At 40.4% G+C, this 26,568-nt stretch carries 22 protein-coding genes and 1 pseudogene; 7 read left to right on the forward strand and 16 right to left on the reverse strand.

The genetic code is table 11. The annotated features are described in order from the left end of the window. Positions 1–12: 12 nt before the first annotated feature. The 6 genes from plsY to K0S23_RS04710 are packed head-to-tail and all read right to left on the reverse strand — an operon-like array spanning position 13 to position 9,281. Positions 13–636, reverse strand: a complete 624-nt coding sequence (gene plsY, locus K0S23_RS04685; protein WP_300354973.1) for a glycerol-3-phosphate 1-O-acyltransferase PlsY — start codon at positions 634–636, stop codon at positions 13–15. After that, the gene (locus K0S23_RS04690; RefSeq protein WP_300354976.1) at positions 636–5,246 is read right to left on the reverse strand and encodes a hypothetical protein; all 4,611 of its coding nucleotides are present in this window, start codon (positions 5,244–5,246) and stop codon (positions 636–638) included. Before K0S23_RS04690 ends, plsY begins: the two co-directional genes overlap by 1 nt. After that, the gene (gene prmA, locus K0S23_RS04695) at positions 5,243–6,088 is read right to left on the reverse strand and encodes a 50S ribosomal protein L11 methyltransferase (protein WP_300354978.1); all 846 of its coding nucleotides are present in this window, start codon (positions 6,086–6,088) and stop codon (positions 5,243–5,245) included. The genes K0S23_RS04690 and prmA overlap by 4 nt, the downstream gene beginning before the upstream one ends. Then, positions 6,070–6,831 (reverse strand): triose-phosphate isomerase, encoded by a 762-nt coding sequence (tpiA, locus tag K0S23_RS04700; protein WP_300354981.1) that lies wholly within the window; start codon positions 6,829–6,831, stop codon positions 6,070–6,072. Before tpiA ends, prmA begins: the two co-directional genes overlap by 19 nt. Next, complete coding sequence (locus K0S23_RS04705) at positions 6,831–8,732, reverse strand: DoxX family protein (RefSeq protein ID WP_300354984.1); 1,902 nt, start codon at positions 8,730–8,732, stop codon at positions 6,831–6,833. The genes tpiA and K0S23_RS04705 overlap by 1 nt, the downstream gene beginning before the upstream one ends. Positions 8,733–8,744: 12 nt before the next feature. Continuing rightward, a complete protein-coding gene (locus K0S23_RS04710) occupies positions 8,745–9,281 on the reverse strand; it encodes a DUF1599 domain-containing protein (protein ID WP_300354987.1) in 537 nt (178 codons plus the stop codon). A 10-nt stretch (positions 9,282–9,291) separates the two neighbouring features. On the opposite strand from K0S23_RS04710, the gene folP reads away from it, so the two are divergent. Beyond that, the gene (folP, locus tag K0S23_RS04715; protein ID WP_300354990.1) at positions 9,292–10,173 is read left to right on the forward strand and encodes a dihydropteroate synthase; all 882 of its coding nucleotides are present in this window, start codon (positions 9,292–9,294) and stop codon (positions 10,171–10,173) included. Between the two features lie 66 nt (positions 10,174–10,239). On the opposite strand, the gene K0S23_RS04720 is transcribed toward folP, so the two are convergent. The 6 genes from K0S23_RS04720 to K0S23_RS04745 form a co-directional block, all read right to left on the reverse strand. Continuing rightward, on the reverse strand, positions 10,240–10,683 hold the full coding sequence (locus K0S23_RS04720; RefSeq protein WP_300354991.1) for a PaaI family thioesterase: 444 nt from the start codon (positions 10,681–10,683) through the stop codon (positions 10,240–10,242). Continuing rightward, on the reverse strand, positions 10,680–11,531 hold the full coding sequence (locus K0S23_RS04725; protein WP_300354993.1) for a mechanosensitive ion channel domain-containing protein: 852 nt from the start codon (positions 11,529–11,531) through the stop codon (positions 10,680–10,682). Before K0S23_RS04725 ends, K0S23_RS04720 begins: the two co-directional genes overlap by 4 nt. 93 nt (positions 11,532–11,624) lie before the next feature. Further along, entirely contained in the window at positions 11,625–12,446 is an 822-nt protein-coding gene (gene menB, locus K0S23_RS04730) for a 1,4-dihydroxy-2-naphthoyl-CoA synthase (protein WP_300354995.1), read from the reverse strand. A 138-nt stretch (positions 12,447–12,584) separates the two neighbouring features. Further along, positions 12,585–13,499, reverse strand: a complete 915-nt coding sequence (locus K0S23_RS04735) for an AAC(3) family N-acetyltransferase (protein WP_300354998.1) — start codon at positions 13,497–13,499, stop codon at positions 12,585–12,587. 2 nt (positions 13,500–13,501) lie between these two features. Then, positions 13,502–15,613 (reverse strand): WG repeat-containing protein, encoded by a 2,112-nt coding sequence (locus tag K0S23_RS04740; protein WP_300355001.1) that lies wholly within the window; start codon positions 15,611–15,613, stop codon positions 13,502–13,504. 117 nt (positions 15,614–15,730) lie between these two features. Next, positions 15,731–15,985 carry a type B 50S ribosomal protein L31 gene (locus tag K0S23_RS04745; protein WP_300355004.1) on the reverse strand — a complete coding sequence of 85 codons (255 nt, stop codon included), beginning with the start codon at positions 15,983–15,985 and terminating at the stop codon, positions 15,731–15,733. A 112-nt stretch (positions 15,986–16,097) separates the two neighbouring features. Here K0S23_RS04745 and K0S23_RS04750 point away from each other — a divergent pair, with 112 nt between their 5' ends. Then, a complete protein-coding gene (locus tag K0S23_RS04750; RefSeq protein ID WP_300355007.1) occupies positions 16,098–17,489 on the forward strand; it encodes a right-handed parallel beta-helix repeat-containing protein in 1,392 nt (463 codons plus the stop codon). A gap of 526 nt (positions 17,490–18,015) precedes the next feature. Here K0S23_RS04750 and K0S23_RS04755 read toward each other — a convergent pair. Beyond that, a pseudogene (locus K0S23_RS04755) lies at positions 18,016–18,918 on the reverse strand (malate dehydrogenase); the annotation flags it as partial. Positions 18,919–19,183: 265 nt separating this feature from the next. On the opposite strand from K0S23_RS04755, the gene K0S23_RS04760 reads away from it, so the two are divergent. Both K0S23_RS04760 and K0S23_RS04765 read left to right on the forward strand, forming a co-directional pair. Next, the gene (locus K0S23_RS04760; RefSeq protein ID WP_300355010.1) at positions 19,184–19,753 is read left to right on the forward strand and encodes an RNA polymerase sigma factor; all 570 of its coding nucleotides are present in this window, start codon (positions 19,184–19,186) and stop codon (positions 19,751–19,753) included. Continuing rightward, positions 19,750–21,015, forward strand: a complete 1,266-nt coding sequence (locus tag K0S23_RS04765) for a hypothetical protein (RefSeq protein ID WP_300355013.1) — start codon at positions 19,750–19,752, stop codon at positions 21,013–21,015. The genes K0S23_RS04760 and K0S23_RS04765 overlap by 4 nt, the downstream gene beginning before the upstream one ends. A 3-nt stretch (positions 21,016–21,018) precedes the next feature. On the opposite strand, the gene K0S23_RS04770 is transcribed toward K0S23_RS04765, so the two are convergent. The 3 genes from K0S23_RS04770 to radC are packed head-to-tail and all read right to left on the reverse strand — an operon-like array spanning position 21,019 to position 23,936. After that, complete coding sequence (locus K0S23_RS04770; protein WP_300355015.1) at positions 21,019–21,960, reverse strand: GSCFA domain-containing protein; 942 nt, start codon at positions 21,958–21,960, stop codon at positions 21,019–21,021. Then, positions 21,957–23,240, reverse strand: a complete 1,284-nt coding sequence (locus K0S23_RS04775) for a polysaccharide deacetylase family protein (RefSeq protein ID WP_300355018.1) — start codon at positions 23,238–23,240, stop codon at positions 21,957–21,959. Before K0S23_RS04775 ends, K0S23_RS04770 begins: the two co-directional genes overlap by 4 nt. Before the next feature lie 3 nt (positions 23,241–23,243). Beyond that, on the reverse strand, positions 23,244–23,936 hold the full coding sequence (gene radC / locus K0S23_RS04780) for a DNA repair protein RadC (protein ID WP_300355021.1): 693 nt from the start codon (positions 23,934–23,936) through the stop codon (positions 23,244–23,246). 151 nt (positions 23,937–24,087) lie between these two features. Here radC and K0S23_RS04785 point away from each other — a divergent pair, with 151 nt between their 5' ends. The 3 genes from K0S23_RS04785 to K0S23_RS04795 are packed head-to-tail and all read left to right on the forward strand — an operon-like array spanning position 24,088 to position 26,562. Continuing rightward, a complete protein-coding gene (locus K0S23_RS04785) occupies positions 24,088–25,101 on the forward strand; it encodes a metal-dependent hydrolase (RefSeq protein WP_300355024.1) in 1,014 nt (337 codons plus the stop codon). 47 nt (positions 25,102–25,148) lie between these two features. Then, positions 25,149–25,994: an SDR family oxidoreductase gene (locus tag K0S23_RS04790; RefSeq protein WP_300355028.1), complete on the forward strand. Its 846-nt coding sequence runs from the start codon at positions 25,149–25,151 to the stop codon at positions 25,992–25,994. Then, a complete protein-coding gene (locus K0S23_RS04795; RefSeq protein ID WP_300355030.1) occupies positions 25,975–26,562 on the forward strand; it encodes a low affinity iron permease family protein in 588 nt (195 codons plus the stop codon). Before K0S23_RS04790 ends, K0S23_RS04795 begins: the two co-directional genes overlap by 20 nt. Positions 26,563–26,568: the final 6 nt, after the last annotated feature.

Consider the following 26,568-nt stretch of genomic DNA (forward strand, 5'->3'; position numbering starts at 1 on the left):
GAGGCAATACGCTTATTTCTTAAAAAGGTTCATTTTGCTTTCCGTTCCATCGATTAAACGTTTGATGTTTTTACGATGGGCAAAAATCACAATGAACGCCAACAAAGAACCAAAGATAGGCAAAGCGTACGTATTTATCGGAAATAACCACAAACAACCTGAAAATACGATTGCTGCGCTTATTGATCCCAAAGACACATATTGTGTAGTAATGAAGACAATTAAAAATACCAGTAGACAAATTCCTGCCGCTAAAGGCTGTAGTCCGACAATTACTCCAAGAGAAGTTGCAACACCCTTTCCGCCTTTAAATCCTGCAAAGACCGGAAACACATGTCCTAAAACCGCCATAAAGGAAGCCACCAACTGGATGTGTGTTAAATGTGGGGAAGAAAAGTCTACCGGCAGTACAAAATAAGGTATCAGTACTGCCAGCATTCCTTTTAAAATATCAATAGTCAGAACAACTCTGCCTGCTTTTTTTCCAAGTACGCGGAAGGTATTTGTGGCTCCCGCATTCTTACTTCCGTGTTCTCTTACATCTAAATCGTATTTTGCACGGCCTACCCAAACTGCTGTTGGTATTGATCCTAAAAAATATGCAGGTAGAGCCCATAAAAAATCAGTCCAGTTCATTATTCAAAAATAGCATTTAGTTTGCCTAAATACACGCTATTTGTTGAGATTTGGTATAAGAAGTTTTTTGATTTGCGCTTGTCTTCTTTGATCCCGTTGATGGAATTCGCAAGTTCTGAATCACTTGTGATGATATTCAGGGTTCCGTCGCGTTTCAGCATCGAGTAATCAAACAAGTAATCCGGTCCGCCCGGAACCTGCATCATCATCGTAAAATGATCGCCGTTTGAAGAGTAGATCTGTTCAAATGCAGCACGGAATACAACCTGTCTCATAACCGGTTTTCCATACAAGTTCACAATTGCAGCACCTTCAAGACTCGACATCAAACCGCGGATATCTTTCGTCATCGGTATGTTTTTCAAATGAACTCCGGTGATCACAATCGATTTTTCCATTTCATCCGGCAAGCGTTTTACTTTCTTGTCTTCGGAAAGGGTGTAATCCGACTTGATCTTATCAGCCGTTTTACGATCTCCCCACATCAGTAAGGCTTGTTCGATGTTCGTAGTTTCAAACGATAATGGTTTTGACCCTTCATAGTCTACAATACGTTGCCCCACACTTTCAAAAACACCCCGGTCAAGCGGCAGATTCAGCTTCAGTGTAGCATTTACATCGGTCTGTCCGCTTTGCTGGTTATAAGAAACCATTCCAATAGCATCTACAGTGATATCGCCGTAATCCATTCCCATATTGATATTCCCTTCGGCATTCATGGAACAGCTTTCCGTATGCAACGAGATAAAGTTTCCTGGTTCATTCCGGTTCAATAGCTTCTCTTTTGGCCCGATCTGGAATTCCTTGGAAGAGAAATCATACTGCAGTACTCCCGAAGCGGTAATAAAGATCGGATCGTTCGGATCTTCCAGGGAAGAAAGGAAGGTCGGATACAAACGGATCGAGTCTTTCTGACGCGAATCCCTCCACACAATACCTGCTGCAATAGCCTGTCCATCCAGTGTTTTCATATTTGGCGTAACCGGAATCTGAATGTTCTTCGGATCAATTTCCGCCGTAAACGACATCCAGCTTTTTGCAAACTTCTCACAATTGTGATTGATCCGGGTTGCCCCCGTAAAGCTGATCAATGGATTCGCTGCTTTCACATTCATTGAACCGTAGTAATCAAAATACTTGTTCAGCTTAAATCCTGATTCGCTTTTTACTGTTCCTTTTGCAAATGTTTGGTAGGTTGAATCGACACCGATCTTGTCCATATGAATCAGCGTCTTGGTAGAATCTGCATCATAATAAGGATAATCACCTTCTGAAGTGTATTTTCTTCTGGCAGAAATTGTTGTGTTTGCGTTCAGGAATGTATGGTATTTGGTCACATAATTGGCTACTACTTTTGAATTCAGCAATGGCTCCATTACAGCGTTTTTATGGATCGTCACCTTCGCACTATCCGGGTAAATACGGGCATCTGCCACGTCAATGAATGTTGTATTCGAACAATACAATATTTTTTTCTTCATGGAAAACTTCACCTTCGGAGCTGCAAACTGCAATGAATCCTGATCCGGGTGGATCGAGAACATGTTTGGCTGAGCCAGGTTCAAATCCGTGTTAATATTAATATCTCCTGAAGAGCTTCCTTTTTTGGACAACTCCATTTCATCCTGGTCCATTAACCAGGTAAAGATGTCGACTTTCGCCGCATATTTGATAACAGGGAAAATCTTCAGTTCTTCCCCGTCATTGGACTTAAAATCTCCTTTGCGGTCTTTGAATGAAATGTGTGCATTTACATTGTTTGAAGAGAAGGCCAAGGGACTTTCTCCTTCTTCAGGATACGGATTCTTCAGATTAAAGACCGAGGTATCCGAATAAATATCGTGACGTTTAAATTTAAATGCATCGGAACCCAAATTTGCCTTTTGCATGGAAATAATTCCATACCCGGTCATTCCCGTTGGCTGGATGATCGCTGTTCCTTTCATTTTAGCTTCTCCGCCAAAGAATGTCAATTCGTTTTCCTGCGTGGAAGATGCTTTCAGGACATTTTGTCTTGGAACATACGTAATGTATGCATCCGGAGAAGTAACATCCGGAAATTGAACACCTGCTTCAATCGGTTTGTTTTCAAACTTGGCATATCCCAGGGTCGAATCCGGTAAGAAGGTAAATGCTTTTGAATCCGAGGTGGAATGGATGAAGTTAATAATTCCGGAACCTTGCAATCCGTTATTGGACAAAACAATCTTGTTCTTATACATTGCCTTTGTACCGTAAAACACATGTCCTTCAGGCGGAGCAACTGTACTGAATCCAAGGGAATAATCGGCCATGATCTTCAAATCTTCTTTGATCACCGGGAAGATTCCTGCCGAAACCAATTCACCTTTCAATCGGAATGATTTCTCAGAGAAATTATCCAGACTGTCCATTTCAAACGGGACACAGGTGTAATAGAATCGTGCGGAATCGTATGCTCCGTTGAATAGTTCATCCTGGTTGTAATATACTCTGGATGGTTTAACTGATTTGAGGATCGGGTATTTCGTGATCTCCTTTTTCATTCCGGCACGGTTCGTAGGGTCATCAATGACGATTTCACCCACAATTCCATTTACCGGGGAACCCAAAGCTATCGATTTGTTCCCGTCGGCCTGTGAAAGCGGTTTTACACGGAAGTAACTTTTATCCGTTTTGATCAGGTTAATTTTATTTGCATCATACACATAATTTGCTTCCAAAGTATGCACCTCAAACTTCCCTGACGAAGCCCAGCCCGTGAACTTAAAGTCTCTGTTTTTGCTCACTTTAACCTGTGCTTTGTCCGGTAAAACGAATGAACCCTGTGCATCTGAAATTGTTACACGGTCAACCGCTTCAAGCACGATTTCCATTGTCCCCAAGTTCATGCTTCCGAAATTCGGCATGGATCTTCTTTTAATAGCAAGAATGGAATCCTGGGTTGCAATTTTTTGCAGATTCGGATTGTCCTTTAACTGTTCCGGTGAAAACTTCGGTTTCGGTCGCATATCGGAAACAAAGATCAGGTTATCGTAATCGCGTTTCCCGGATCTTGCCTCAATAAACACCTTTGTTTTTTGGTTCACTTTCACGATCTTATTTTCCGTATCGTAGCTGATAAATCCGTAAGAAGCCAGGTCAAGAAGCTGTGTTTTAACCTGCTCTACAGTTTTACCAAGCGCCGTTGCAGCCTTTCCTTCAGAGATAGTGAATTCATCGAACTTATAACAATAGTTGTACAATGCAGCCAACGGATGTGTCTGATCCATTCCCTGGAGACGGTCGAACAATCTTCCGTCATAGAAATTCATTGACTCAAAACGCGCAATCCGCTGTTCCTGGCTCGTTCCAAAATCGTAAGTAAAAAACAGGTCTGTTCCGCTTCTTTTCCAGGACACCTTTTGAACATACCATTCCAATTGGTGATATGAATCGGTAAATGGCGATTGCAGAACTCCTGATTTCCCCCTGCTCAATTCAACCATGTTCGAATCCTTCGTATAGATAAAACCTACTCCCGGATGTGTAATCGAATCCTTCTCTCCGATATAAAGTGTGGTTTGGGTAACATTCGAAACAATTTTAGCCGGTTCAATAGCGATGTACTGAGTTTTAGCCACAAGGAATTTTTTTCCGTTCCGTTTAATGGTCAACTGGGCGAGTTCTGTAGCATTACCAATTCCGATAACACTTGCCCCTTGCAATGAAAAACCTCCCACATAATCCATATCCGGAAGCACATTGCTGATTGACAGTTTACGCTCAAAGGAAATAAATTGCGGGTAATTCCGGTCGGCCTCACGGATAATCCGGAAGGCACGCTCATTCAATGTTCCTTTTATTTTCTTTCCGGGGAAAAACGGACTTGTCAAAGCAACAGTATCCGCCTTAATAAAGTTGGATTTCATCGAAGCATCGTAATTGCCCAATTCTGCAAACGTTTCATTCTCTTTCAAGCCAACTTTCACCCAGTTTACCTTTCCTCCTTTACCGATCCATTTTTTTAATACCGGATCGTAGGTTCCGTCCGTATTATAGACAACCAATGAATCCAGGAAACGGGGTTCGTCTCTTTTTGCACCTTTATTCGGGAAACCGCACACCAGCCTTCCATTTGTAAATTTAATGATGGGTTTGTCTGTATATTCGAAAACATAGGCTCCGTAGAAATACCATTCTTCATTGGATGAGCTTGCTAGCATTCCTTTGGAGAAGAAGCCGGCAGACATTTCGATGAAGTCTTTAAATTTATTGATATTCTTGGCATCCAGTAACTTATCCACCGTATTGTGCCATGCAGTGAAAGATGCTTCCGGTTGTTTGTTTTTTACGAATGAATAAACGGAAAACACATAATTGTAGATCTCCGGGTAAGCTTTCAGACGTTTGCTTTCCATCAAATTAGCCGTTGCAACCATTTTGGTGAAATATTTATCCGGAAAATCAGTCGATTTCAGTAAAGTAACAGAAAACTCATCTTTCAAAAAGTCTTTTTGTTCCTTATCCAGATAATCACTTGTCAATGAAGTAATTGCTTTCACGAATTTTTCTCTGTCTTCGGGATAAGACTGTGAAAACAAGTTGGTAGCGCTCAAAACTGCAATTAAAATGAATCCCCATTTTTTCATATTTCTACTTTTTTAAGTTTCATGGATGCCCATGTTTCTTTCTCTCTGACTTCCAATAATTCAAAGCCTGCCTGTTTTGCAGCATCTTCCAGTTCGGAAACATCCGAAGTGAAAAACCCGCTTAAAAAAAGCAAGCCATTATTTGAACAAAGTTTTGCGTAATCCGGTAAATGTCGTTTCAAAACATTTTTGTTGATGTTAGCAAGTATCACGCCGAAATCTTTTTCTTCAATGGAATCAATATCACCCAAAAGCCCGCGGATCTTTGTACATCCGTTACGGGCCGCATTTTCTATGGTGTTTTCCACTGACCAGGATTCAATATCGACAGCCAGTATATCCGTTGCACCTTTTTTCTCAGCCAGGATTGCCAGTACTCCCGTTCCGGTTCCCATATCCAAAACCCGTGCAGGCATTTCTTCCAGGTCCATCACGAATTGTGACATTAAATAGGTTGTTTGGTGGTGCCCGGTTCCAAAGGACATTTGTGGCTGGATCACAATAAGTTCCCTGTCGGGAAAATCGCTTACCTCATGAAAGGGAGCAATGATCGCCAAACGCGAATCTACCAAAACCGGGTCGAACGATTCTTCCCAGCTTGCATTCCAGTTTTGATGCGGAATCTCTTCCAGTTTCCAATCCACCTGTATCTCGGCATTGTTATGAATGCAGGTTTCTTTCAAAATGGATGAAACATCACCAATTTGAACAGGTGCATAAGCCTGGATTCCCAAATCGGTCTCTACAAAACTTTCAAAACCAAGTTCGGCAAGTTCTGCTACGAGAATATCTGACCAGGGATCTCTTGGCTCGATATTTACTGTTAATTCAAAATAGTCCATGTTTCTTCAGCTACTAAAACGGAAAAATCTGCAGCTTTTAAAGACGCACCTCCGATCAATCCTCCATCTACATTTTCGCAAGCGAATAACGCTTGAGCATTACCAGGGTTACAACTTCCCCCGTATAAAATCGAAGTATTTTCTGCTATTGTATTCCCGTACTTCTCTTCAACCCACGATCTGATGGCAGCATGCATCTCTTCAGCCTGTTCCGTACTTGCGGTTTGCCCGGTACCGATCGCCCAAATAGGCTCATATGCCAGTACCACTTTTTCAAAATCATTTGCAGAAAGATGGAACACACTTTCCTCCAGTTGATTCTTTACATACTTCAAAAAAGAACCGTCTTGTCTGATTTCCAGAGGTTCCCCACAGCAAAAGAATGGCTTAACTCCATGAAAAAGGGCTGCATCCAGTTTTTGTTTCAAAAGTGTATGATCTTCGTTAAAATACTCTCTTCGTTCGGAATGACCGATCAATACGGCATCGATTCCGGCTTCTTTTAATTGCCACATGCTCACCTCACCCGTATAAGCACCCGAATCTTTCGGATAGGCATTCTGTGCCCCTACTTTCACCACAGTTGATGAGCTCTTACAATCACTTACATAAAGCATCGGCGGAAAAATATATACTTCTATTCCCGAACCGATGTTCATGTTATTTACTTCTTTACACAGTTGCTTTGCCTCGCTTTGAGACAAATTCATTTTCCAGTTTCCTGCTACAATTTTTGAGCGCATTATTTTGCCAATAAATTAGTTTGAATCCAATTAAATGTCGGTAACGAATTACCGGTATATTTTCCTTTTACACGGCCGTATCTCAAGACCATCAGAGCCGGATTAGCCCTGGAGATTGCTTTTAATTCGATTCCGTCATTGATAAATACCGGAACGTGTAAATTGTGCTTCTTTTTAAATGCCGCAATCTCCTCATCTCCCGATCCTACAACCAGCACGAAAGGAATCCCTGCTTTTTTCGCTTTTGCCGCAACTGATTTGATCTCCCCTAAGTGATCCAGGTCAAATTCCTTCAAATTCTTAGAGAAAACAACGATAACTTTCGGTGCAGTAAACAAAAACTCACGGATACTTACATCAGATAACTCCGGATTTTCAACCTGGATGGTATCCATTACCGTGTAGGTATCTGTCGGATAAGATTCCACATTGTATTCAAACTCGGGGATATCTATTCGTTCTTTGGTTACATTGTCTTGTAAACGCAAGCCTGTTACTTTCCGGTTTTTGAGTTGTTTTTTCACAGCCCCCAATTGCAGTTCGTCTTCGGAAAGATTTCTGATATTGCGGGAAGGATTGAACTGTGCCGTGTCAATAGACGGTAATCTCATCGGGATGATTTCTTTATTCACCATCGTTTCATATTTCCATTCTTTGGTCTTCTCCCAAATTTTGGAGTTCATGAATTCCTTGCTTGAACCATCGTATTCCCGCTTCTCACCTGTTTTGATATTCTTGTAAACCAAAAGGCTCTGGTATTTTCCGGGATCACCGTTTTTAGTCAGGTCGGGCAGGTAATTTCCAACTGCATAGGACCTGTAATCCCGCAGAGGGTCGTATTTCAGTACATACCAGATAAAAATCCCGCATAAAAGTGTCACGATCAATGCCGAACCATAATGATTCCCGATAAATTTATTCCTGATCCTGTAAACCCACAATGCAGCAAGAATAGCAATCAAGGAGAAAATGATTGGGAAGTACCAGTCAAAAACCCAGGATAACCCAGAAATTAGCAACATCGATAGCGGGATAAAGATCCAGTTCTGGCGTACATTATTTGCATGGACCATTCTTTGAGCCGCAAAGATCCAGATTACAAGGTAAAGCAAAATGATATCTTTCCAAAGTGATTCTTTCGGAGTCAGGGATCTTCCCACAGAACCTTTCATTGCATCTCCGAAACACCCGCAATCCGTAACACACTGAGGAGTTTTCATTTCTTCAACAACTACTTCTTTCGAGTTGCTGGAAATGATCTTGATATCTTTATTCGTTTTGGCTTCTTCAATTTTACTGTCGGCGAGCTGCGATTCTTTTGCATCGACTAATGAATAGGTATCTCTGTCTGTAAATTTCCGTTTCGAGTCACAAGTTGAAGTATGCCAGGTCAGGAAGGTGAAGAACAACATCATGATTACCAGCAACCAGCTTACCAGGCGTGTTTTCCCGCCGATTATCACCAGTACTCCTAAAACAATCTCTGCAATACAAATGATCACGGAAAGTACCAGTGCATGCTGAATGAAATATTCCAGTGAAAACCCCGGAGCACCGAATAATTCCTTGATCCGGTAAGCCAGTGCACCATCTTCAAAGTATTCTTCCAGCTTATAGGAAAACCCGAGCGGATCGTTTGCCTTGATCAAACCCGAAACAATGAACAAACTTCCGACAATAACGCGTGAAACGGTTGCGATCATCAGTCTTCCCTTGAAAAAGATAAGTGCTACCGCTGAAAATAACATCAGGACAATTCCAATGCTTGCAAAAAGTAATTTTTGAGCTTCAAAATGGTCGTGAAAACCCATCGTTGTCAGCGTCAGACCGGCAAGGTTTAAAATTACAAACAGGACATTGAGTGGTAGTGAATGTCCTGAAATTGTGCGGGTAGTTTTCATAAAAACCGAGAGTTAAAGTGTGAGGTGTATTAAAGCAAAAATAGAGTAATTCAAAATGTCAAAATAATTCGATTCAATTCCTTCGGAGGCGATCGTTTGACCGCCATTATCCTCAATTTGTTTAATTCGCAGCAATTTCATCAGGATCATATCAGTTAATGAACTGACACGCATATCTCTCCAGGCCTCTCCGTAATCATGGTTTTTCTTTTCCATCAGTTCAAAAGCTTCCTGTGCCACTTCGTTGTAAAGCGCTAAAGCCTGTTCCTGCGACAGTTCAAGACCCAATTGCTCATTTGATCTTGTTTGGATAATTGCCATGATACAATAGTTCACCATTGCACCGAACTCACCTTCTATACTTTCACCAACTTTGTTCTCGGTAGTTTCCTGGAGTGTGCGGATTCTGTTTGCTTTAATGAAGATCTGATCTGTCAGACTACTTGCCCGGGCAATTCGCCAGGAAGTTCCGTAATCTTTAGTCTTTTTCAGGAAAATTTCTCTACAACCCTGTACGATGTGTTGATATTGTTCCGATGTTTGTATCATCTATGTAAGTATGGAATTTTTAAGGTCTGAAAATACAAATTATTCGCGAGAATGGGCGCTAAACATCCGTGGTAAGTTATTCACTATTTCCGATCCGCAGGTGATGGGAATTGTCAATTGCACACCTGATTCTTTCTATGCCGGAAGCCAGAGTTCAACGCCTGAAACACAACAAAAACTGATTGATCTGCATGTGAAAAACGGTGCAACATGGTTAGATATAGGAGGTTACTCAACACGCCCGGGAGCAGAGCACATTTCAGAGAAAGAAGAAATCGAACGCATTAAATTTGCCGTTTCCTATGCTTTGGAATATTACCCGGAGATCAAAATAAGTGTTGATACTTTTCAATCCGGGGTTGCGGATTATGTCTTGGGACAAGGAGTTCACCTGATCAATGATATCAGTGGCGGATTAATTAATCCGGAGATCTTTTCGCTCGTGGCATCCCACCAGGTCCCCTACGTTCTGATGCATATGCGCGGAACACCTCAAAATATGGCACAGTTAAACAGGTATAACAACCTGCTTCAGGAAGTGATACTCGAACTGGGAACTCAGATCGAAAAAGCACGCGCTGCAGGAATTAAAGATCTGATTATCGATCCCGGATTCGGCTTTGCAAAGAACAGCGAACAGAATTTAGAATTGTTTTCTCATCTGGAAGCTTTTCAATTGTTCGACTGCCCCGTTTTAGTAGGTATTTCGAGAAAATCAATGATCTATAAAACACTCGGTATCGAAGCAGCTGATTCTTTAAATGGAACTAGCGTGTTGAATACAATGGCTTTGGATAAAGGCGCTTCAATTCTACGCGTTCACGATGTAAAAGAAGCTGTTGAGGTGGTGAAAATTTGGAAAAAAATCAGAATGGGAATTTATCAATTATGAATAGTTAGTTATCGAGAAAGGCATCCCTCCTCTTGATAATTGATAATTAAATCATTGATAATTATTCTAAAAAACCTTCTCGCTGATCTTCGAAACCGGGTAAGCATTCATTGTCGCAGAAGCTGTAGCAACCAACTCTCCTTTTTGATTCGTTACTTTCCCTTCCACAAAAAGAATCCGCTTTCCTGATTTGGTTACCCGAGCATCTGCAGATAACACATCGTCTTTATGAGCCGGATTTAAAAAGGAAATGGTCAGATTTACGGTCGATACCACTTTTAAATCCTCACAAACTTCTGTTAAGCACGCTACTCCAAGCGCCGCGTCTATTAATGCTGCAACCGATCCTCCGTGCGCTGCAAAAGGGGTTGCCAAATGGTTTTCTTTCACCATCATTTTATACAACACATGCCCTTTTGATTGCACATCAAAATCCATTCCCAGCAGTTCACCAAAGCGATTCCAAATGATATACTGCTGAATGATCGGATGCTGTTTTAAATCTGTCATGCTTTCGGTTGTTGCATTTGAACCACGTGTTCCTGTGGAGAGGTTAAATTCAATCCTTCTTTTTCAAATTCTTCGTAGATCCTTCTGTTCAATTCATAGTACACGGTCCAGTAATCGTCTGTTTTAGCCCAGGCTCTAACTGTTATCATTACGGAAGCACCCAATTCCCCAAGCGCCACAAAAGGAGCCGGATCTTTCTTTACTTTCTTGTCTTCCGACAAATACTTCAGTATTAATTGATGCGCTTTCACAAAATCATCTCCATAAGAAATCGGAATACTCCAATCCACTCTTCTTACATTTGCTCTTGTAAAGTTAGTAAGGGGACCATTTGCGATTGGACCATTCGGAATCACAATCACCTTGTTATCAGAAGTATGCAGGTAAGTGTAGAAAATCTGGATCTCTTTTACTGTTCCCTGTAAAGTTTGCGTCAAAATAGTATCTCCTACTTTGAAAGGCTTAAATAATAAGATCATGACTCCGCCGGCAAAATTGGAAAGTGTTCCTGAAAATGCCATACCGATTGCCAAACCTGCAGCACCGAGGATTGCCACAAAGGAGGTCATTTCGATTCCCAATTGGGTGATTGCCGTTACGACAACCAGTATTTTAAGAATGATCGTGGCTAAACTGGATAGAAAGGTGACCAAACCGATGTCTACTTTCCCTCTTGTCAGGATCTTCACCACCAAACGGCCTGTCCATTTAGCGATCCAGAATCCTACGAAGAGAATAATTGCAGCAAAAATCAGGTTGGTACCCGATTTGACCAGCCACTGCTTCCCTTCGTTTAAACTAAATCCAAAAATGCGCTGAAAATCAGCATCAATATCTAGTAATGCCATTTTTAATGAATTCGCGGTGCCTTCGACTCCGCTCAGTCACCGGCTGTTAATTTTCGAAAAGGAGGCCGAGCGGAGTCGAAGCCTCTTTTTTAATTACGGGAATTTAGGGAATTGCTGGAAATTCGGTTCTCTTTTTTCTAAGAACGCTCGTTTTCCTTCCTGTGCTTCTTCCATCAAATAGTACATCAAAGTAGCATCACCTGCAAACTCCATCAATCCTCTTTGTCCGTCTAACTCGGCATTCAAACCGCGTTTGATCATTCGGATAGCCAATGGTGAGCGCTTCATAATGGTCTGACACCATTGAACGGTTGTATCTTCCAGGTCTTTCAAAGGAACTACCTTATTTACCATCCCCATTTTTTCTGCTTCATCAGCTGTATATTGCTCACATAAAAACCAAATTTCACGTGCTTTTTTCTGTCCTACATGACTCGCTAAAAACGAAGACCCGAAACCGGCATCAAAACTCCCAACCTTTGGTCCTGTTTGTCCGAAACGCGCATTCTCGGAAGCGATCGTGATATCACAAACTACGTGAAGAACGTGTCCCCCGCCGATTGCATACCCGTTTACCATTGCAATAACCGGTTTAGGCAATGCACGTATTGCTTTATGTACATCCAGTACATTCAATCGCGGAACCCCGTTTTCAGAAATATATCCTCCTACTCCTTTCACGTTTTGGTCTCCGCCGGAACAAAATGCTTTATCTCCTTCTCCGGTCAAAACCACTACACCGATATCTTGTCTTTCACGACAGATTTCCAAAGCGTCCAGCATTTCCATATTTGTTTCCGGACGGAATGCATTGTACACTTTTGGCCTGTTAATGGTAATCTTCCCGATTCCATCAAAGAATTCGAATTTGATATCTGTGTAGGACTTGATACTTGTCCAGTTTCTGTTTGACATGTTCTGTTTTTTTGGTTTTACAAAAATAGCAATGCTTGCATAAAATAACATGTTCTTTGCGTTCTCATTTTCTATGCGGTTAAAAAACTTGCATATTTAACCGCTAGAAGCAAAAGTCGCAAAGCATGTTAACAACTCTTATTTCTTTAATTCCCCTCCGGTTGGCGTATACATGCTTACACCCTTTGTTTGATATTCATCTATCATCACTTCCAGCATTTTAGCCGCGTCAAACACCAATGTTTTGGCTTTACCGATAGTTGCTCGTTTCATAACTCCTTCCGCTTCAAACATCGGGAGTAATTCGTCACACCTGCGCTTTGCTGATTGCTCCGGGTTGTGAACTTTCACATTTACGGGAACAAGCGTTCCGTCTGTCTGCTTCACCGAAACACGAAATACTTCCGGAAAGTAGACCGGAAATTTAAAATCTTCCACCGCATCTTCCAAAACATGCAGGGAAGTTCCCGCATTATCCAGGGTAACCCCTATATAAAGTATTTTTCCCTTAGCCTCAGCTAGACGGGCGAAAGGACTGTTCTTGGTATATGGAGTTAATTCTCCCAAATGCCCGCTCGTAAACCAATCTGCGTTTGGTCCGAAACAACAAACAGGTTCTGTCGGACTTCCTGAGCGCTTCACCCCGGGAAGCATCCGGAAATATTCTGTGATCGCACCCATTTTTGATGGATCGTTTTGTACATCAAACACGCTTAAATTCCGAATATAATCCAGCTGGTATCCTGCATTCGGAGAACTGGGCATCAATAAATTTCCGCTTGTTCCGATAACTGCCAGTAATCCGTCTACAAAAGTTTTAGGACCTCCTGCTACAAAACCGATCTTTGAAAAGCTGCTGTGAACCAAAACGGAATCGCCCTCTCTGATCCCACATTCCTTGAGCTCCCGGATTAACTGTTCCAGGCTAAGTCCTTCACCCTTTTCGGCTTGCTGCTGAATAGATTTCCGCTGTTTATCCTTCTTCCTTTCCCGGTAAGCGTTCAACAATTTAGTTGGAACGATCGAGCGAATGAAATTCTTTAATCCGGACATCCTTAATCCAAAATAGGTTTGATCAGTTTGTTCTCCGGAACATAAAAATAGTGCAATTCGGTTCCTTTGGTGAGGATATAAAAATCATCCTGAACTTTGCGGATATTGACATATTCGAGGGGAACAACAAGTTTTCCCTTATTGGTGTAAATCCCATAAAAAGCCCCTAGTGAAACCAGGAAATGTGATTCATCAAGTGCCTTTATTGTGGTATGTTCTACAGGAATTACAGTTTCTCCCTTTGCATTTATTGCTCCTTTTAAAGTCAATAACTGAACAACCCCCAAACCGGATTTAAAACTTTCTGCCGCTTCATACATAGGAGGAACAATCACCTTGTTCTGCAAATCAATATACCCCCATTTCCCGGCTTTCTCAAAGGAGATAAGTGAGGAAACTCCTCCCAGCTTAGAGTAAGAAAACGGAATCATTGGCTTCCCGAAACGATCGATTATTCCGAATTTGTTTGCTTTTGAAACTTTCGCATACATCCCAACAAATTCTCCTTCTGAGCGTGCATTGGTGAAATAATCAAAGGTTGCAGGAATGACTGTCTGTCCTTTTTTATTCAAATAACCTATTTTATCTTCCGATATAACCAGCGCACGGTCAGAAACAAGCATGCCGATTTCTTCTATTGGAATAGTTTTGATCTCATTCCCCTGGAAAGTCGCCAGCTTGTAACTTTCATCTCCCTCAATAACAATCGCCGAATCACCAAATAAATTAATAGATTCATACAAGGGCTTTACTTTGAAAGAACCAAAGGCATCAATATAGCCCTCCAGTCCTTTAAAGGTAACCTTAGCCATTCCTCCCGAAAACGAAAATGCTTCTTCGTATTGCTCCGGGATCCGCGGATAACCCAAGCCATCAAAATAACCGTATAAACTGTCTTTGATCGCATAGATCAATCCTTCGGAAAATTGTCCGATATCCTTGTATTGAGGCTCAATAATGTACGCTCCCGAACGGTCAATGATTCCGAACAGGGTATCTAACTGTACAATCGCTCTTCCCTTGTCAAAATCATTACAGCTCGAAAATTTAAACGGGACCACAACTTCATTGGCTTTGTTTACAAAACCATACTTCCCGCTCTTTTCAGCCCAGGCTAAACCTTCCTTAAAGAAACCAACTGTACTGTACTGAGCCGGAATAATGATTTTCCCGTTCAAGTCCATCCAACCGAATTGTCCGGCATGCTTATAAGGAATGATTTGCTGCGTGCTTAACTCTTTGTCTTTTGTGATTTCAGCCTTGTAGGGATAATCCGGGTATTCCTTTTGAAATTTTTCCAAACGCTCCAGCGAATAATCTGCCATGTAAAGCTGGTAAAGTTTTCTCCAGGCATTTTCCACATTCCTGTTTTTCGGATAGGTCTTTATGAATAGTTCATAATCTTTCACCTGGTTCCGGACTGTACTCAAGTTATAAACCTGGTCTTGTGCATCTGCAATATAGGGATTGCCCGGGAACTGTTTTTCAAATCCAAGGAAAGAGGAAATGGTCTTTCCATCGGTATTTTCCTTGTACTGCAAGCGGTGAAAATTATTTAGAGCTTCTTTCTTAAAGTCGGATTCGGGATATCTTTTCAGGAAAAGATCAAAAGCTGCCGAAGTGTTTCCTGCTTTTGCCTTCTGATAAGCAATTGAATCGCGGGCGTAGATCGCTTTGGTTTGCTCAGCTGCCCAGGGATTCTTCTTTTGGAATTGGTCATATGCTTCTTCGGAAGGATTTTTTAAAACGGTTTTAAACAAACCGCTCGATATTTCCTTTCTCAGGTTTTCAATTGCCAGATAGTCGAAATTGTATTTTTTGAGGGACTCCTTTTGCTTGTCCTTCATTGCACCGTATGCCTTTTCAGATCGAACGATTCGAACGTATGCTGAATCCAATTGATGGAACGGATTGTCTGTGCGGGAATATATAACTGCGAGTCCGTAATTTGCCGCAGACTCATTTGATTTGATCGATTTTTCAAATTGCTTCTTTGCTTCAAAATAATTGAACTGACTTAAGGCTTTGAATGCTTCGTCGATTGAACCTGCGTAAACCCGGTTAAAGACACAAAAAATAAATAGAACTAAAACTTTAATATGCAGTGAACTCATGATACAAATATAACCAACTCCTAACTAAAGGTAATTCAAATGCGACCGAAAAGGTCAAAAAAAAGCAAAAAAAAAGCCCCGACATTTAGTGTCAGGGCTACTATTTCGTAGTTGAAATTACTTTTTATACTTACTGTAACGATTGTTGAATTTATCGATACGACCTGCAGTATCCACGAACTGTACAATACCAGTAAAGAACGGGTGAGACTTGTGAGAGATATCTAATTTTACCAATGGATATTCATTTCCATCCTCCCAAGTAACTGTTTCTGAAGTATTAGCAGAAGAGTGACACAAAAATGCATACTCATTTGTCATGTCTTTAAACACTACTAATCTATAATCTTCCGGGTGAATACCTGCTTTCATATGTTGTTATTCTTAATTTTGTTCTTATTCGAAAATTGGTTTGCAAAGATAATCAAACTTTTTAATTCACAACAAAAAAAATAAAAGCTATTACACTTTCGTTACTTTTGTCATGATGAAACTAATTAAACTCATTCTCGGAGCAGCAATTTTTGCCTCTCTTGTGTTCAGTAATTCGGCTTGTAAAAAGAAAAACCTGTTTGGAGAAGGCAATCTGAGCTTTTCGAACGACACCCTGGTTTTTGATACCGTTTTCACCACAATCGGCTCAACTACAAAGTATTTCAAGATTTACAATCATCAGAATAAAGCACTAAAAATTAGCCAGGTCCAGTTAATGGGCGGAACCGCCTCCAAATTTAAATTAAATCTCGACGGACTCCAGGGAACCAGTTTTTCAGATCTTGAAATTCCTTCCGGAGACAGTTTATTTTGTTTTGTAGAGGTGAAATTGAGCGTAAATGGTCAGAATTTACCCGTCGTGGTAGAAGATTCGGTGCGGTTTACAACAAATGATGAAGATCAGTATGTAAAATTAGTAGCCTGGGGACAAGATATGTATTACCATTATTCCAACACCGGAATGGGAATCTTTGATACGAATGAAGGAACCTGGCAGAACGACAAACCCCATGTAATTTATGGTGCTGCGTTCGTAGATTCTGCTAAAACACTCAATATTATTGGCGGCACGAAAATTTATCTCCATAAAAACTCTATTCTATGGAATTACAAAGGCACTCTGAATATCGACGGGGATTATAACAACAAAGTAATTATCCAGGGTGATCGCCTCGAAGCCTCTTACCAGGATGTTGCCGGACAATATTATGGAATCTACTTCCAGGAAGCCAGGCCTTCCATGATTGATAATGCGATCATTAAAAATGCAACAGCCGGAGTGCACGTCGATTCGCGTGATGCAACATTTACACAAACCACCCTGACCATCTCCAATACCGAAATTAAGAATGCGGCAAGTTATGGTTTGTTCTTATTCGACGGACCGAAAGTTTACGGTGAAAATGTATTGGTTCACAGTACGGGTGTTCACTCTTTATTAGTTATTCAAGGTGCAGATTTCACTTTCAATCACTGTGACTTCTTGGGTTATGGTTCAGGTGAAGGAACAACTCCTGCGGTTGGAATTGCGAATTATTATAATAATGTCGTAGCTGATATTCCAAATGCCAATTTCAATAACTGTGTCATTTACGGAAGTAGTGGCCAGCATTTAGCCATTGATACCATCCAGCCCGGAGGATTGACCCTTAATTTTCACTTTCGGAAATGTGTGATCCTGAAAAGCAGTTTCAATAACCCGATGTTTGAAAATTGTACTGCAGCAAATCCTCTGTTCATAAATCCCAGTGAAGACAATTTTAAGTTCTACGGAGCGTCCAGTTTAAACAATACCGGAAATCCTTCAACAGTAGCATTCGATATCAATGGTTATCCAAGACCTGACCTGAATAATCCTGATATCGGAGCTATAAATTATTAATTTTTTCATTTTTTAGCTGGTAAAACTTCTTGGGAACCCTGAGCTGATACTTCAGCAGGAAAGTTGATCCTTGTCTCCCGGTAATTCAAGCGACTTTACAAGGTAGTTATCCCGGGTATATGCCGTACTTATCTCGATAATTGTACTAGATTTTAACAAGAGTCCGCCGTGGCGGACGAAGACTGTGGTTCTGTCGGTCAGATGACGGACGGAAAGCCGCGGGATATAGCTACTATATTCCATAGATAAAGCATGGATACTCTATAGATAAAGCATAGATACTCCACAGATAAAGCATAGATAAGAGTCCGCCGTGGCGGACGAAGACTGAGGCTCTGTCTCACTCGACCCGAAGCGATCATTTGTTTGATCTGCTTTGGTCAAGACGGAAAAGCCGAGGGACATAACGTAGTTGTAGCATAGGTACTCCGTCTTTCAAGCATGAATGAGAGTCAGCGCTAGCGGACGAAGACTGAGGCTCCGTCTCACAAGACGGAATGCCGAGGGACATAACGTAGATATAGCATTCTCTTACGGCATTAGCAGCTTCAACAAACTTCGCCTGCTCATCTGCAGTAAGTGTAATATCTACGATCTTTTCTACTCCGTTCTTCCCGATAATTGCAGGAACACCTAAACAGATGTCACTTTGACCGTATTCACCTTCAAGCATCAATGAACAAGGAATCATTTTCTTCTGATCACAAGCAATTGCCTGAACCATTACCGAAACAGCAGCTCCCGGTGCATACCATGCTGAAGTACCCAATAATTTTGTAAGCGTAGCTCCTCCTACTTTCGTTTCTTCAACTACGTATTTTTGTTGCTCAGCATTTAGGAACTCCGTTACCGGAACACCATTTCTTGTTGCTTTGCTCAATAATGGAAGCATTCCTGTATCACTGTGTGCAGCGATTACCATACCGTCTACATCAGAGATCGGGCTTCCCAATGCTTCTGCCAAGCGGTATTTGAATCTTGCAGAATCCAACGCTCCACCCATTCCGATAATCTTATGTCTTGGAAGACCTGAAGTTTTGTGCACCAAATAAGCCATTGTATCCATTGGGTTGGAAACAACGATAATGATAACTTCCGGAGAATGTTTTACCAGGTTTGCAGTAACATCCTTTACAATACCGGCATTGATCCCGATCAATTCTTCACGTGTCATTCCTGGTTTTCTGGGAATACCTGAAGTAATTACAGCGACGTGAGAACCTGCAGTTTTGCTGTAATCTCCTGTTGTTCCAGTAATTTGCGTATCGAACCCGTTAAGCGATGCTGTTTGCATTAAATCCATTGCTTTACCTTCGGCAAATCCTTCTTTAATGTCTACTAACACTACTTCTGAACAGAAGTTTTTCATTGCAATATATTCTGCACAGCTTGCTCCTACAGCTCCTGCACCTACTACTGTTACTTTCATTGTTTTATAATTAAATGATAAATCTATTTCTTTAAAGCGCCACGAATTTAAGAATAAAACTTTGCTCCTACTGTAAATTTTGTGCAGAAATCACGTTATTTGTAAACAGGTTATTAAAAATCCAAAATTGTGAATTCAAAATTCAAAAACAAGTGCGCGGCTATTATCCGGATGGCCGTTTTCACTTCATCATTTTGAATTTTACATTTTGAATTCCTTTAAAGAGGCAACCCTATTGACAATCCTTCGTTATTGAAAAGAGACAGTGAAACAGAATTGGGAATTAGAAGATATAATTGAAGGCTGTAAGTCGTCCGACAGGAGGGCACAAGAGCAATTATTCAAGAAGTTTTACGGGAAAATGCTTGTTGTTTGTCAACGGTACATTCGCGATAAAGATTCAGCCCAAGAAGTTTTACAGGAAGGTTTCATTAAGGTCTTTGAACATATTAAAGGTTACGACAAGAAAGGATCTTTTGAAGGTTGGATGAGAAGAATTATTGTGAATTGTGCAATTGATTCGATTCGAAAATCTAAAAAAGATTGGTTGCTTAGCGATAATGACAATGATTTCAAATACATCCCGGAAGAAGATGAACTCGGGGAAGAATGGGAAATCACAACATTAAAAGCTGAAGTTGCCATGGAAGCCATTAACAAGCTTTCTCCAGCCTACAAAGCAGTTTTCAACTTGTATGTGATGGAAGAATTTACACACAGGGAAATTGCGGAAATCCTCGAAATCAGTGAGGGAACGTCGAAATCTAATTTAGCAAAAGCCAAAATGAACCTTCAAAATTATTTGAAACAAAAATTTACAAAAATCGCTCAATGAAGAACATTGAACAGATCATAAAAAAGTCCCTTGAAAACCATGAGTTGCCCTACAACGAGGCTGCATGGGAATCTCTGTCTAAAAGATTAGACGGGACAACTCCTTCTCCTTTCTACCGTAAATGGTGGGTTGCAGCTTCAGTTGGTACCGTACTTGTAGGGTCCGCACTGTTTTTCGCACTGAACTCTCAGTCAGAATCTGCTCGAACAAAAGAGAATGCACCTGTAATCAGTCAAAATACAACTGCTGAACAAACGAACAATCATCTGGAAGGTCGTTTGGATAAAAATGAGTATACAAGCCCTCAAACAAATACACATCAGACTGAAAAACAAGTGTCAAACGGCACTCAGTCAGCTCCTGTTGAAAATGGCAATAACCAAAACAATGAAAATCATTTGGTTCAAACATCAAAAGGAGAAGCCAATTCGGCAACGCAAAACTCTCAAGGTTCTTTAAAAAACCCTTCTGATGATGGCGGTGCTCAAAAAACAAATTACTTACCAGCAAACACAAACAAAACCAGGTATTGTATTGGTGACGAGATTGAAATTGCAAATCCAAATGACAACTCATCGGTTTCTGTTATCCAAAACAATAGAACTATTCTCATTGTAAAACCAGGGACTAAAAAAGTCTTTGCAGCAAGCAATGAAGGCACTATTGACCTGGTTGTTGGAAATCAAAAACAAACGATTTCTGTTAGTAAACCAAGCTCTGACCTGTACATCAGCGTTGATCCTACTTTATTGTATGAAGATGGGGTTCCTGCAATTCGATTCACGGTTTCCGGAAATCATTCACCTGTTCATTGGACCGTTGAAAAGCATGCTTTTGAAAGTGAAGACGGTACATTAATTGTTCATCCGTATAAAGGAAAAGAAATCAGCGTTTCTGCATCTGCAAAAGATCAAAATGGTTGTGCCGTTGTTGAACAGAAAAGAATTACTCTATCTGAAGATTACAATTTGAATGCACAGGAAGCAATTGATTTAAATTCAAATGATTCGAGAGTTTCCACTTTTATGCCACATGCTCTGAAAGAACGTAAAACTCCATTTGAATTATATATTTACGATACAAAAAGCGGAAGGGTTATCTACAAAACGACTGACGTATCTGCAGGTTGGAATGGTGTTGATAGCAATACAGGTGAAGTTTTGAAAAATGGAGCCGTTGTCTTATGGAAAGTTGTCATGGGAAATCCTAATCCGGGAGAACCAAGAGAATATAAAGGAACGATCGTTATCAGAACGCAATAAAATTTAGCACCAGACTACTACTGGGTATTGGGAAAGGAAACTTTCCCTTTTTTGTTTTAATTGCCTGAGATATTCTTCCGCTTTTTTGGATTCCGGATACATCAGCTTGTGTTCCTCCATTTTGCGAAGCTTCATGATTTCTTCTATCAGCTCATTTGTTTGAGTAGAAAAAAGTTCTTCTTTAAGAAAGTCCCAGACAAATTCTGTTGCCTCATCTGAAGGATGGACGCCATCCACATCAAAGTAACGATAATCTCTCAACACATCGTTGACTAATTCATAAGCCGGAAAATAATGTACTGAATCTCTTTTAAGAAGAGAAACCAAACGAAACAATTCCGATTTTGACCGGGAATTCTCCATCAAACCATCACGGATGTAGCGAACTGGGCTAACAGTAAAAACGATTTGAATACTTGGATTTACACTTTTCAATTCCTTTATGGCCGATTCCCAAATCGAAGCCATCTCCTCTGCCCCGGTCAATTCCTTTTCAAAAAATGAGTGTGCCTGCTGGTGACAATTGGCCACCAGATTCCCGGATTGCTTCAGACGGTATCCATGAGCAGAACCGAGCGTTATCACCAGGAGTTTAGCTTTCTGCAAAGAAATTCTAAGCTCTTTCATTTGTTGCTCCACCAATGCCTCCAATCCGGATGCAGTCATGGAATATAAGACGCTGCTTGCATCATAACTCACATGGACATCTTCCTTTTGCACAAATCCACTCCATTCTGCTTTGCCAAATGCCATTAGAATCTGTTTTGCCAATGGAACGGGATGAAAGATCACTCCTAAAGGATTATCCATTACCCGAAAACCGGCTCTGCGAAACCAATAAGACATCGTGGATGAAAAACAGGACCCCAATTGAACGATTTCATCACCGTGCTGAATTTTCGGGAAAGCTTTCTTCTGACTTAAACTTGCTGCTGAAATAATCATTTGAATTGTTCTAATGTATAATCAAATACTTTCTTCCATCCTTTCCATTTTCCAGCTTCGGCAAGTGTTTCATTGTGCCAGATAAAACAAAAAGTCCCCCCATATACTTTGACTTCCCGGATCAGTTGATCCACGGCTTGTGAACTTTGCTCAATACTCATTTTTTTATATTCAAGCAAGGTTCCATCCATATAAACGAAAGGCACAATTCTGTAATTTGGGTAGGATTCATTGGCCAATAAGTCAAAGAAAGCATGTTCACGTGCAGTACCGGCTCTAAAACCATAATCATCAGCATAGCCCATTGTAAAATCTTTTTCAAAACCGTGCTCCATCATTCGATGGTACGTTTGAGGCAAATTGAGTTTCAAAAAATGCTGCCTGGATTCTGTGATTACTTTTGAAGTGATTGCTTTAATTCGCCTTACTTCCCGCTCCAGTTTCTCATCGGAATAATTACTCGCGTAGCTCGGATGCAATCCTAAATGTCCCAAACGACTTATTTCTGATATGAGCTCCTGGTGTCTCGGATCATTCCATGCAATATTCGTGTCGTATTTTGCATAGTTCCCTAATTGCCAAAACACACGTGTTTCGGGATAATCGTTATATACGGACCGGATAATTTCGAAAGAATCAAAAGGATCCTTCAATTCTCCCCGTTGAACCAACTTCCTGGTTTTTATCCGATCTTTATTGTTCTTTAGCAAATCTTTGCTATTTGAAAGCCAGGAGCGCCAGCCCTCTTTCCACTTGAAGGCGTAGGTATTATCGATATCAAAAGAGGGAATAATCCGAATCGTTTTTTGAGATTCTAATCGCTTAAGATATTCGGGAGAATACACCTTGAAAAAGACTTCTATCCAACGTTCCACAATTTGGATATGCAGCCAGCCGAATTTGCTTTGCAGGCTTTCCTTTGAGGTAAATCTGCCATGCTTATCGGGAAACTTAGAGTGATATTCTTCATAACGGGTGAGGACGTAGAAAACAGCTGCTAATGGATCAGGAACAGCATCAAACTTCAAACAATCGACATTTCCCCAACTTCCCTTTTCTACCAGAATAGAGTCACGAAATTGTTCTTCAAACAGCAAACCTGCCGGATTTAAAATCGGGGAATGGTCAAATTCGAAATTGGAATAGGAAATTTTTGCTCCTTCAAAGGAAGTAAAAACCTGTTTGTCATTAGTCAGTTGATATTCTAAACCATGCTCCCTGAACACAAAATCCAGGGTATAAATTAAACGGACAGAGATTTCATCAACGTAAAACAACATTTCTCAAAGAAGTTCTTGATCTGAGAAGCTAAAGTAGCCATTATCTGTGATAATGAGATGATCAAGAACAGGCATTTCAATAAGCTCTCCGAATTGTTTGATCTGTTTGGTGATTTTCTTATCTGATTCACTCGGTTTACGATTTCCGCTCGGATGATTGTGAGCCAGAATAATAGCTGAGGCATCCATATCAATTCCGTACTTAAATATAATTTTGGGATCAACATAAGTTCCTGAGACTCCGCCTATAGACAATTGCTTAACCCGAACCAATTCATTTGCACGATTAAGGTACATAACAAAAAACTCCTCGTGGCTCAAATCTGTGAAATAAGGCCTAAACTCCTTAAAAGCCCTCTCAGAACTATCAATTTTCGGACGTTTTTTAATCCGGATTTCTTTTCTTCTGCGCCCCAACTCCAAAGCAGCTAAAATAGAAACTGCCTTCGACTTGCCAATTCCTTTAACCTCACAGAACTGAGACAATCTCAATTTTCCGAATTCATATAAATCACCTTTTGACAACAAAAGTAACTCCCTTCCCAAATCAACTGCTGATTTATTTCCGCTACCCGTCCCAATAAGAATTGCAATTAATTCTGCGTCCGAAAGCGAGTTTCTTCCTTTAAGCATCATTTTCTCACGTGGTCTATCCTCTTCCGACCAGTGACGGATTGTCATTTTTTGCACTTGCATTTCACCTTTTTTCCCATGAAGGTAAGAAAATAGTTCTGGTCAAAAAAGCATTTAAAAATTTATTTTTCCATTTTTTTCAACATTTTTATCTTAAAATATAATCAATGTTATTTCTTTCAAATTCAGACTATAAAGTGCTATTTTTAGTGTTATGGATTCATTAACTCAGATCGTTTTGGGCGCAGCCGTCGGTGAGGCTGTTGCGGGAAGAAAAATGGGCGCAAAAGCCGCTCTGTGGGGTGCAATTGGTGGTACACTCCCGGATCTGGATGTCTTTGTTTGTTTATTTTATGATCCGTTGGATGCAGCCTTGGTTCACCGGGGTTTCTCACATTCTTTGCTCTTTGCTCTATTGGCAGGTCCGTGCTTTGCTTTCATTTTACATAAACTCAGCAAAACGAACTATACATTCAAAACATGGTATTTACTGTGGTTCCTTTCAATTGTTACTCACCCACTTTTGGATATATTCACCAATTACGGAACCCAGTTTTTCTGGCCATTTGATTGGCGCTTAACATTCAATTCTGTTTTTGTAATTGATCCGCTTTATACCCTTCCATTCATGATCTTGTTAATAGGAGCACTCTTTTCGAAAAGGGAATCCAAAAGACGACGAATTTGGAACATTTCCGGAATCATCTATTCTTGCGTCTACTTGTTATGGGGTGTTGTAATCAAATTAATTGTATACGGTAACACAGATTCATACTTTGAACGTGCAGGTATTCAACCTGAAAGAACAATGGTAACTCCTATGCCCCTAACTTCTTTCTATTGGGATTTGATAGCAGAGGATGATTCGAATTACTACGTCGGTTACAAATCACTTTTCGCATCCTTTGATCCAAAACAAGTTGAAGTCATTCCCAAGAATCACCATCTTTTGAAACTTGTTGAGTGGAATGGAAATTCACGAATTGAACAAATTGAACATATTACAAACGGTTTTTACTCTGTTGATCGTCGCTCCGACACTTTATTCATCTATGATCTGCGATTCGGTACAGCAACTGCAATTACAAACGGAAAAAGAAAAACTCCCTTGTTCGTATACGGTCTTATTATACGGGGACCAAAAGGAGGAACCTTGTTTTCAAGCAGGACAAGAGATTTTGGAAACATAAACTTTAGCGTTTATTGGGATAAAGTTTTTGGAAAATAAATACCCTTACTTTAATTTTTCATAGATAAACTTAAAATTTCTTATTTATGAAACCAAGTAAGTTTAAAAATCAAAAGCAGGAAAAGCCGGGCATTGAATCCGAGATGACTCCGAAACCTGAGTATATCAGTAAAAAATATAAAGCAAGCGGCAAACTCAAGAATAAAATTGCTGTTATAACCGGTGGAGACAGCGGCATCGGGCGGAGTATCGCGGTTCATTATGCTCATGAAGGTGCAGATATTGCAATTATATACCTCTCTGAGAATAAAGATGCGAAAGAAACCAAAAAACTTGTTGAAGCTCAGAATAGGAAATGTCTGTTATTAAAGGGAGATATAACGGACGAGAAGTTTTGTAAAAAATGTATTGATGATGTATTGAAGGAATATGGTCACATGAATATCATTATCAATAATGCCGGAACACATTTTAATGCGGATACCCCAACGGAAGTAACCACTGAGAACCTAAAGAAAACATTTGAAACAAACATTTACCCGTTATTTTACTTTGTAAAAGCGGCTCTTCCACACCTTAAAAAAGGAGATACGATTATTAACACCTCGTCCGTGACTGCTAATCGGGGAAGTGACCATTTACTTGACTATTCAAGTACAAAAGGCGCTATTTCAACTTTCACAAAATCACTCGCTACTATGCTGGCGAAAAAAGGAATCCGTGTAAACGGAGTTGCGCCAGGTCCTATTTGGACACCTTTAATCGTTTCCAGCTTTGATGATTTGGAAAAATTTGGAAAAGACACACCAATGGGCCGTGCGGGGCAACCATCAGAAGTTGGTCCTGCTTATGTATTTCTGGCTTCTCAGGACAGTAGTTATATCACCGGACAAATGATTCACGTGAACGGAGGTGAAATTGTTGGAAGTTAATCTCAAAAAGAAAAATGTTATGAAACATAAAAAATCCGGTAAGCAATTTTTTGAAAATTTCGCTTCAAAAGCATCAAAAGCAGTAGGAAGTTCCTATGCTTTTATAAGTGCGCTTTCAATTGTTATTCTATGGGCTGTGTGTGGGCCATTTTTTGACTTTTCTGAGACTTGGCAATTGATAATAAATACGGGAACAACCATTATCACATTTTTAATGGTATTCCTCATCCAAAAATCCCAGAATAAAGATTCGCTTGCCATCCAGTTGAAATTGAATGAATTGGTCGCATCCAGTAATAAGTCCAGTAACCGATTGGTAGATATTGAAAGTATGACCGAAGAGGAAATGATAACTGTTCAAAAATACTACCAAAAACTAAGTGAGTTATCGGAGAAAGAAAAGACTTTGCAAACTTCCCACTCCATAGAAGAAGCAGAAGAAAATCATGAGGATAAAAATCCTCCATCTCGTAAGCCAGCTGAACGAAAACCCACAACAGCAAAAAAAACAACTGCTGTTTCTAAAAAAGAACCTGCTTCAAAGAACACTAAAAAAACGCGTCAGTAAATTCAA

The sequence above is a fragment of the Fluviicola sp. genome (assembly GCF_029266855.1).
Taxonomy (GTDB): Bacteria; Bacteroidota; Bacteroidia; order Flavobacteriales_D; family Crocinitomicaceae; genus Fluviicola.

What these genes read in the sequence shown, in the direction of transcription:
- K0S23_RS04725 (WP_300354993.1), bottom strand. Translation starts at nt 11,531, where the DNA reads ATGGCATTACTAGATATTGATGCTGATTTTCAGCGCATTTTTGGATTT.
- K0S23_RS04710 (WP_300354987.1), bottom strand. Translation starts at nt 9,281, where the DNA reads ATGATACAAACATCGGAACAATATCAACACATCGTACAGGGTTGTAGA.
- K0S23_RS04750 (WP_300355007.1), top strand. Translation starts at nt 16,098, where the DNA reads ATGATGAAACTAATTAAACTCATTCTCGGAGCAGCAATTTTTGCCTCT.
- K0S23_RS04765 (WP_300355013.1), top strand. Translation starts at nt 19,750, where the DNA reads ATGAAGAACATTGAACAGATCATAAAAAAGTCCCTTGAAAACCATGAG.
- K0S23_RS04785 (WP_300355024.1), top strand. Translation starts at nt 24,088, where the DNA reads ATGGATTCATTAACTCAGATCGTTTTGGGCGCAGCCGTCGGTGAGGCT.
- K0S23_RS04705 (WP_300354984.1), bottom strand. Translation starts at nt 8,732, where the DNA reads ATGAAAACTACCCGCACAATTTCAGGACATTCACTACCACTCAATGTC.
- radC (WP_300355021.1), bottom strand. Translation starts at nt 23,936, where the DNA reads ATGCAAGTGCAAAAAATGACAATCCGTCACTGGTCGGAAGAGGATAGA.
- K0S23_RS04690 (WP_300354976.1), bottom strand. Translation starts at nt 5,246, where the DNA reads ATGAAAAAATGGGGATTCATTTTAATTGCAGTTTTGAGCGCTACCAAC.
- tpiA (WP_300354981.1), bottom strand. Translation starts at nt 6,831, where the DNA reads ATGCGCTCAAAAATTGTAGCAGGAAACTGGAAAATGAATTTGTCTCAA.
- K0S23_RS04735 (WP_300354998.1), bottom strand. Translation starts at nt 13,499, where the DNA reads ATGTCCGGATTAAAGAATTTCATTCGCTCGATCGTTCCAACTAAATTG.
- folP (WP_300354990.1), top strand. Translation starts at nt 9,292, where the DNA reads ATGGAATTTTTAAGGTCTGAAAATACAAATTATTCGCGAGAATGGGCG.
- plsY (WP_300354973.1), bottom strand. Translation starts at nt 636, where the DNA reads ATGAACTGGACTGATTTTTTATGGGCTCTACCTGCATATTTTTTAGGA.
- K0S23_RS04775 (WP_300355018.1), bottom strand. Translation starts at nt 23,240, where the DNA reads ATGTTGTTTTACGTTGATGAAATCTCTGTCCGTTTAATTTATACCCTG.
- prmA (WP_300354978.1), bottom strand. Translation starts at nt 6,088, where the DNA reads ATGGACTATTTTGAATTAACAGTAAATATCGAGCCAAGAGATCCCTGG.
- K0S23_RS04790 (WP_300355028.1), top strand. Translation starts at nt 25,149, where the DNA reads ATGAAACCAAGTAAGTTTAAAAATCAAAAGCAGGAAAAGCCGGGCATT.
- K0S23_RS04770 (WP_300355015.1), bottom strand. Translation starts at nt 21,960, where the DNA reads ATGATTATTTCAGCAGCAAGTTTAAGTCAGAAGAAAGCTTTCCCGAAA.
- K0S23_RS04740 (WP_300355001.1), bottom strand. Translation starts at nt 15,613, where the DNA reads ATGAGTTCACTGCATATTAAAGTTTTAGTTCTATTTATTTTTTGTGTC.
- K0S23_RS04745 (WP_300355004.1), bottom strand. Translation starts at nt 15,985, where the DNA reads ATGAAAGCAGGTATTCACCCGGAAGATTATAGATTAGTAGTGTTTAAA.
- menB (WP_300354995.1), bottom strand. Translation starts at nt 12,446, where the DNA reads ATGTCAAACAGAAACTGGACAAGTATCAAGTCCTACACAGATATCAAA.
- K0S23_RS04720 (WP_300354991.1), bottom strand. Translation starts at nt 10,683, where the DNA reads ATGACAGATTTAAAACAGCATCCGATCATTCAGCAGTATATCATTTGG.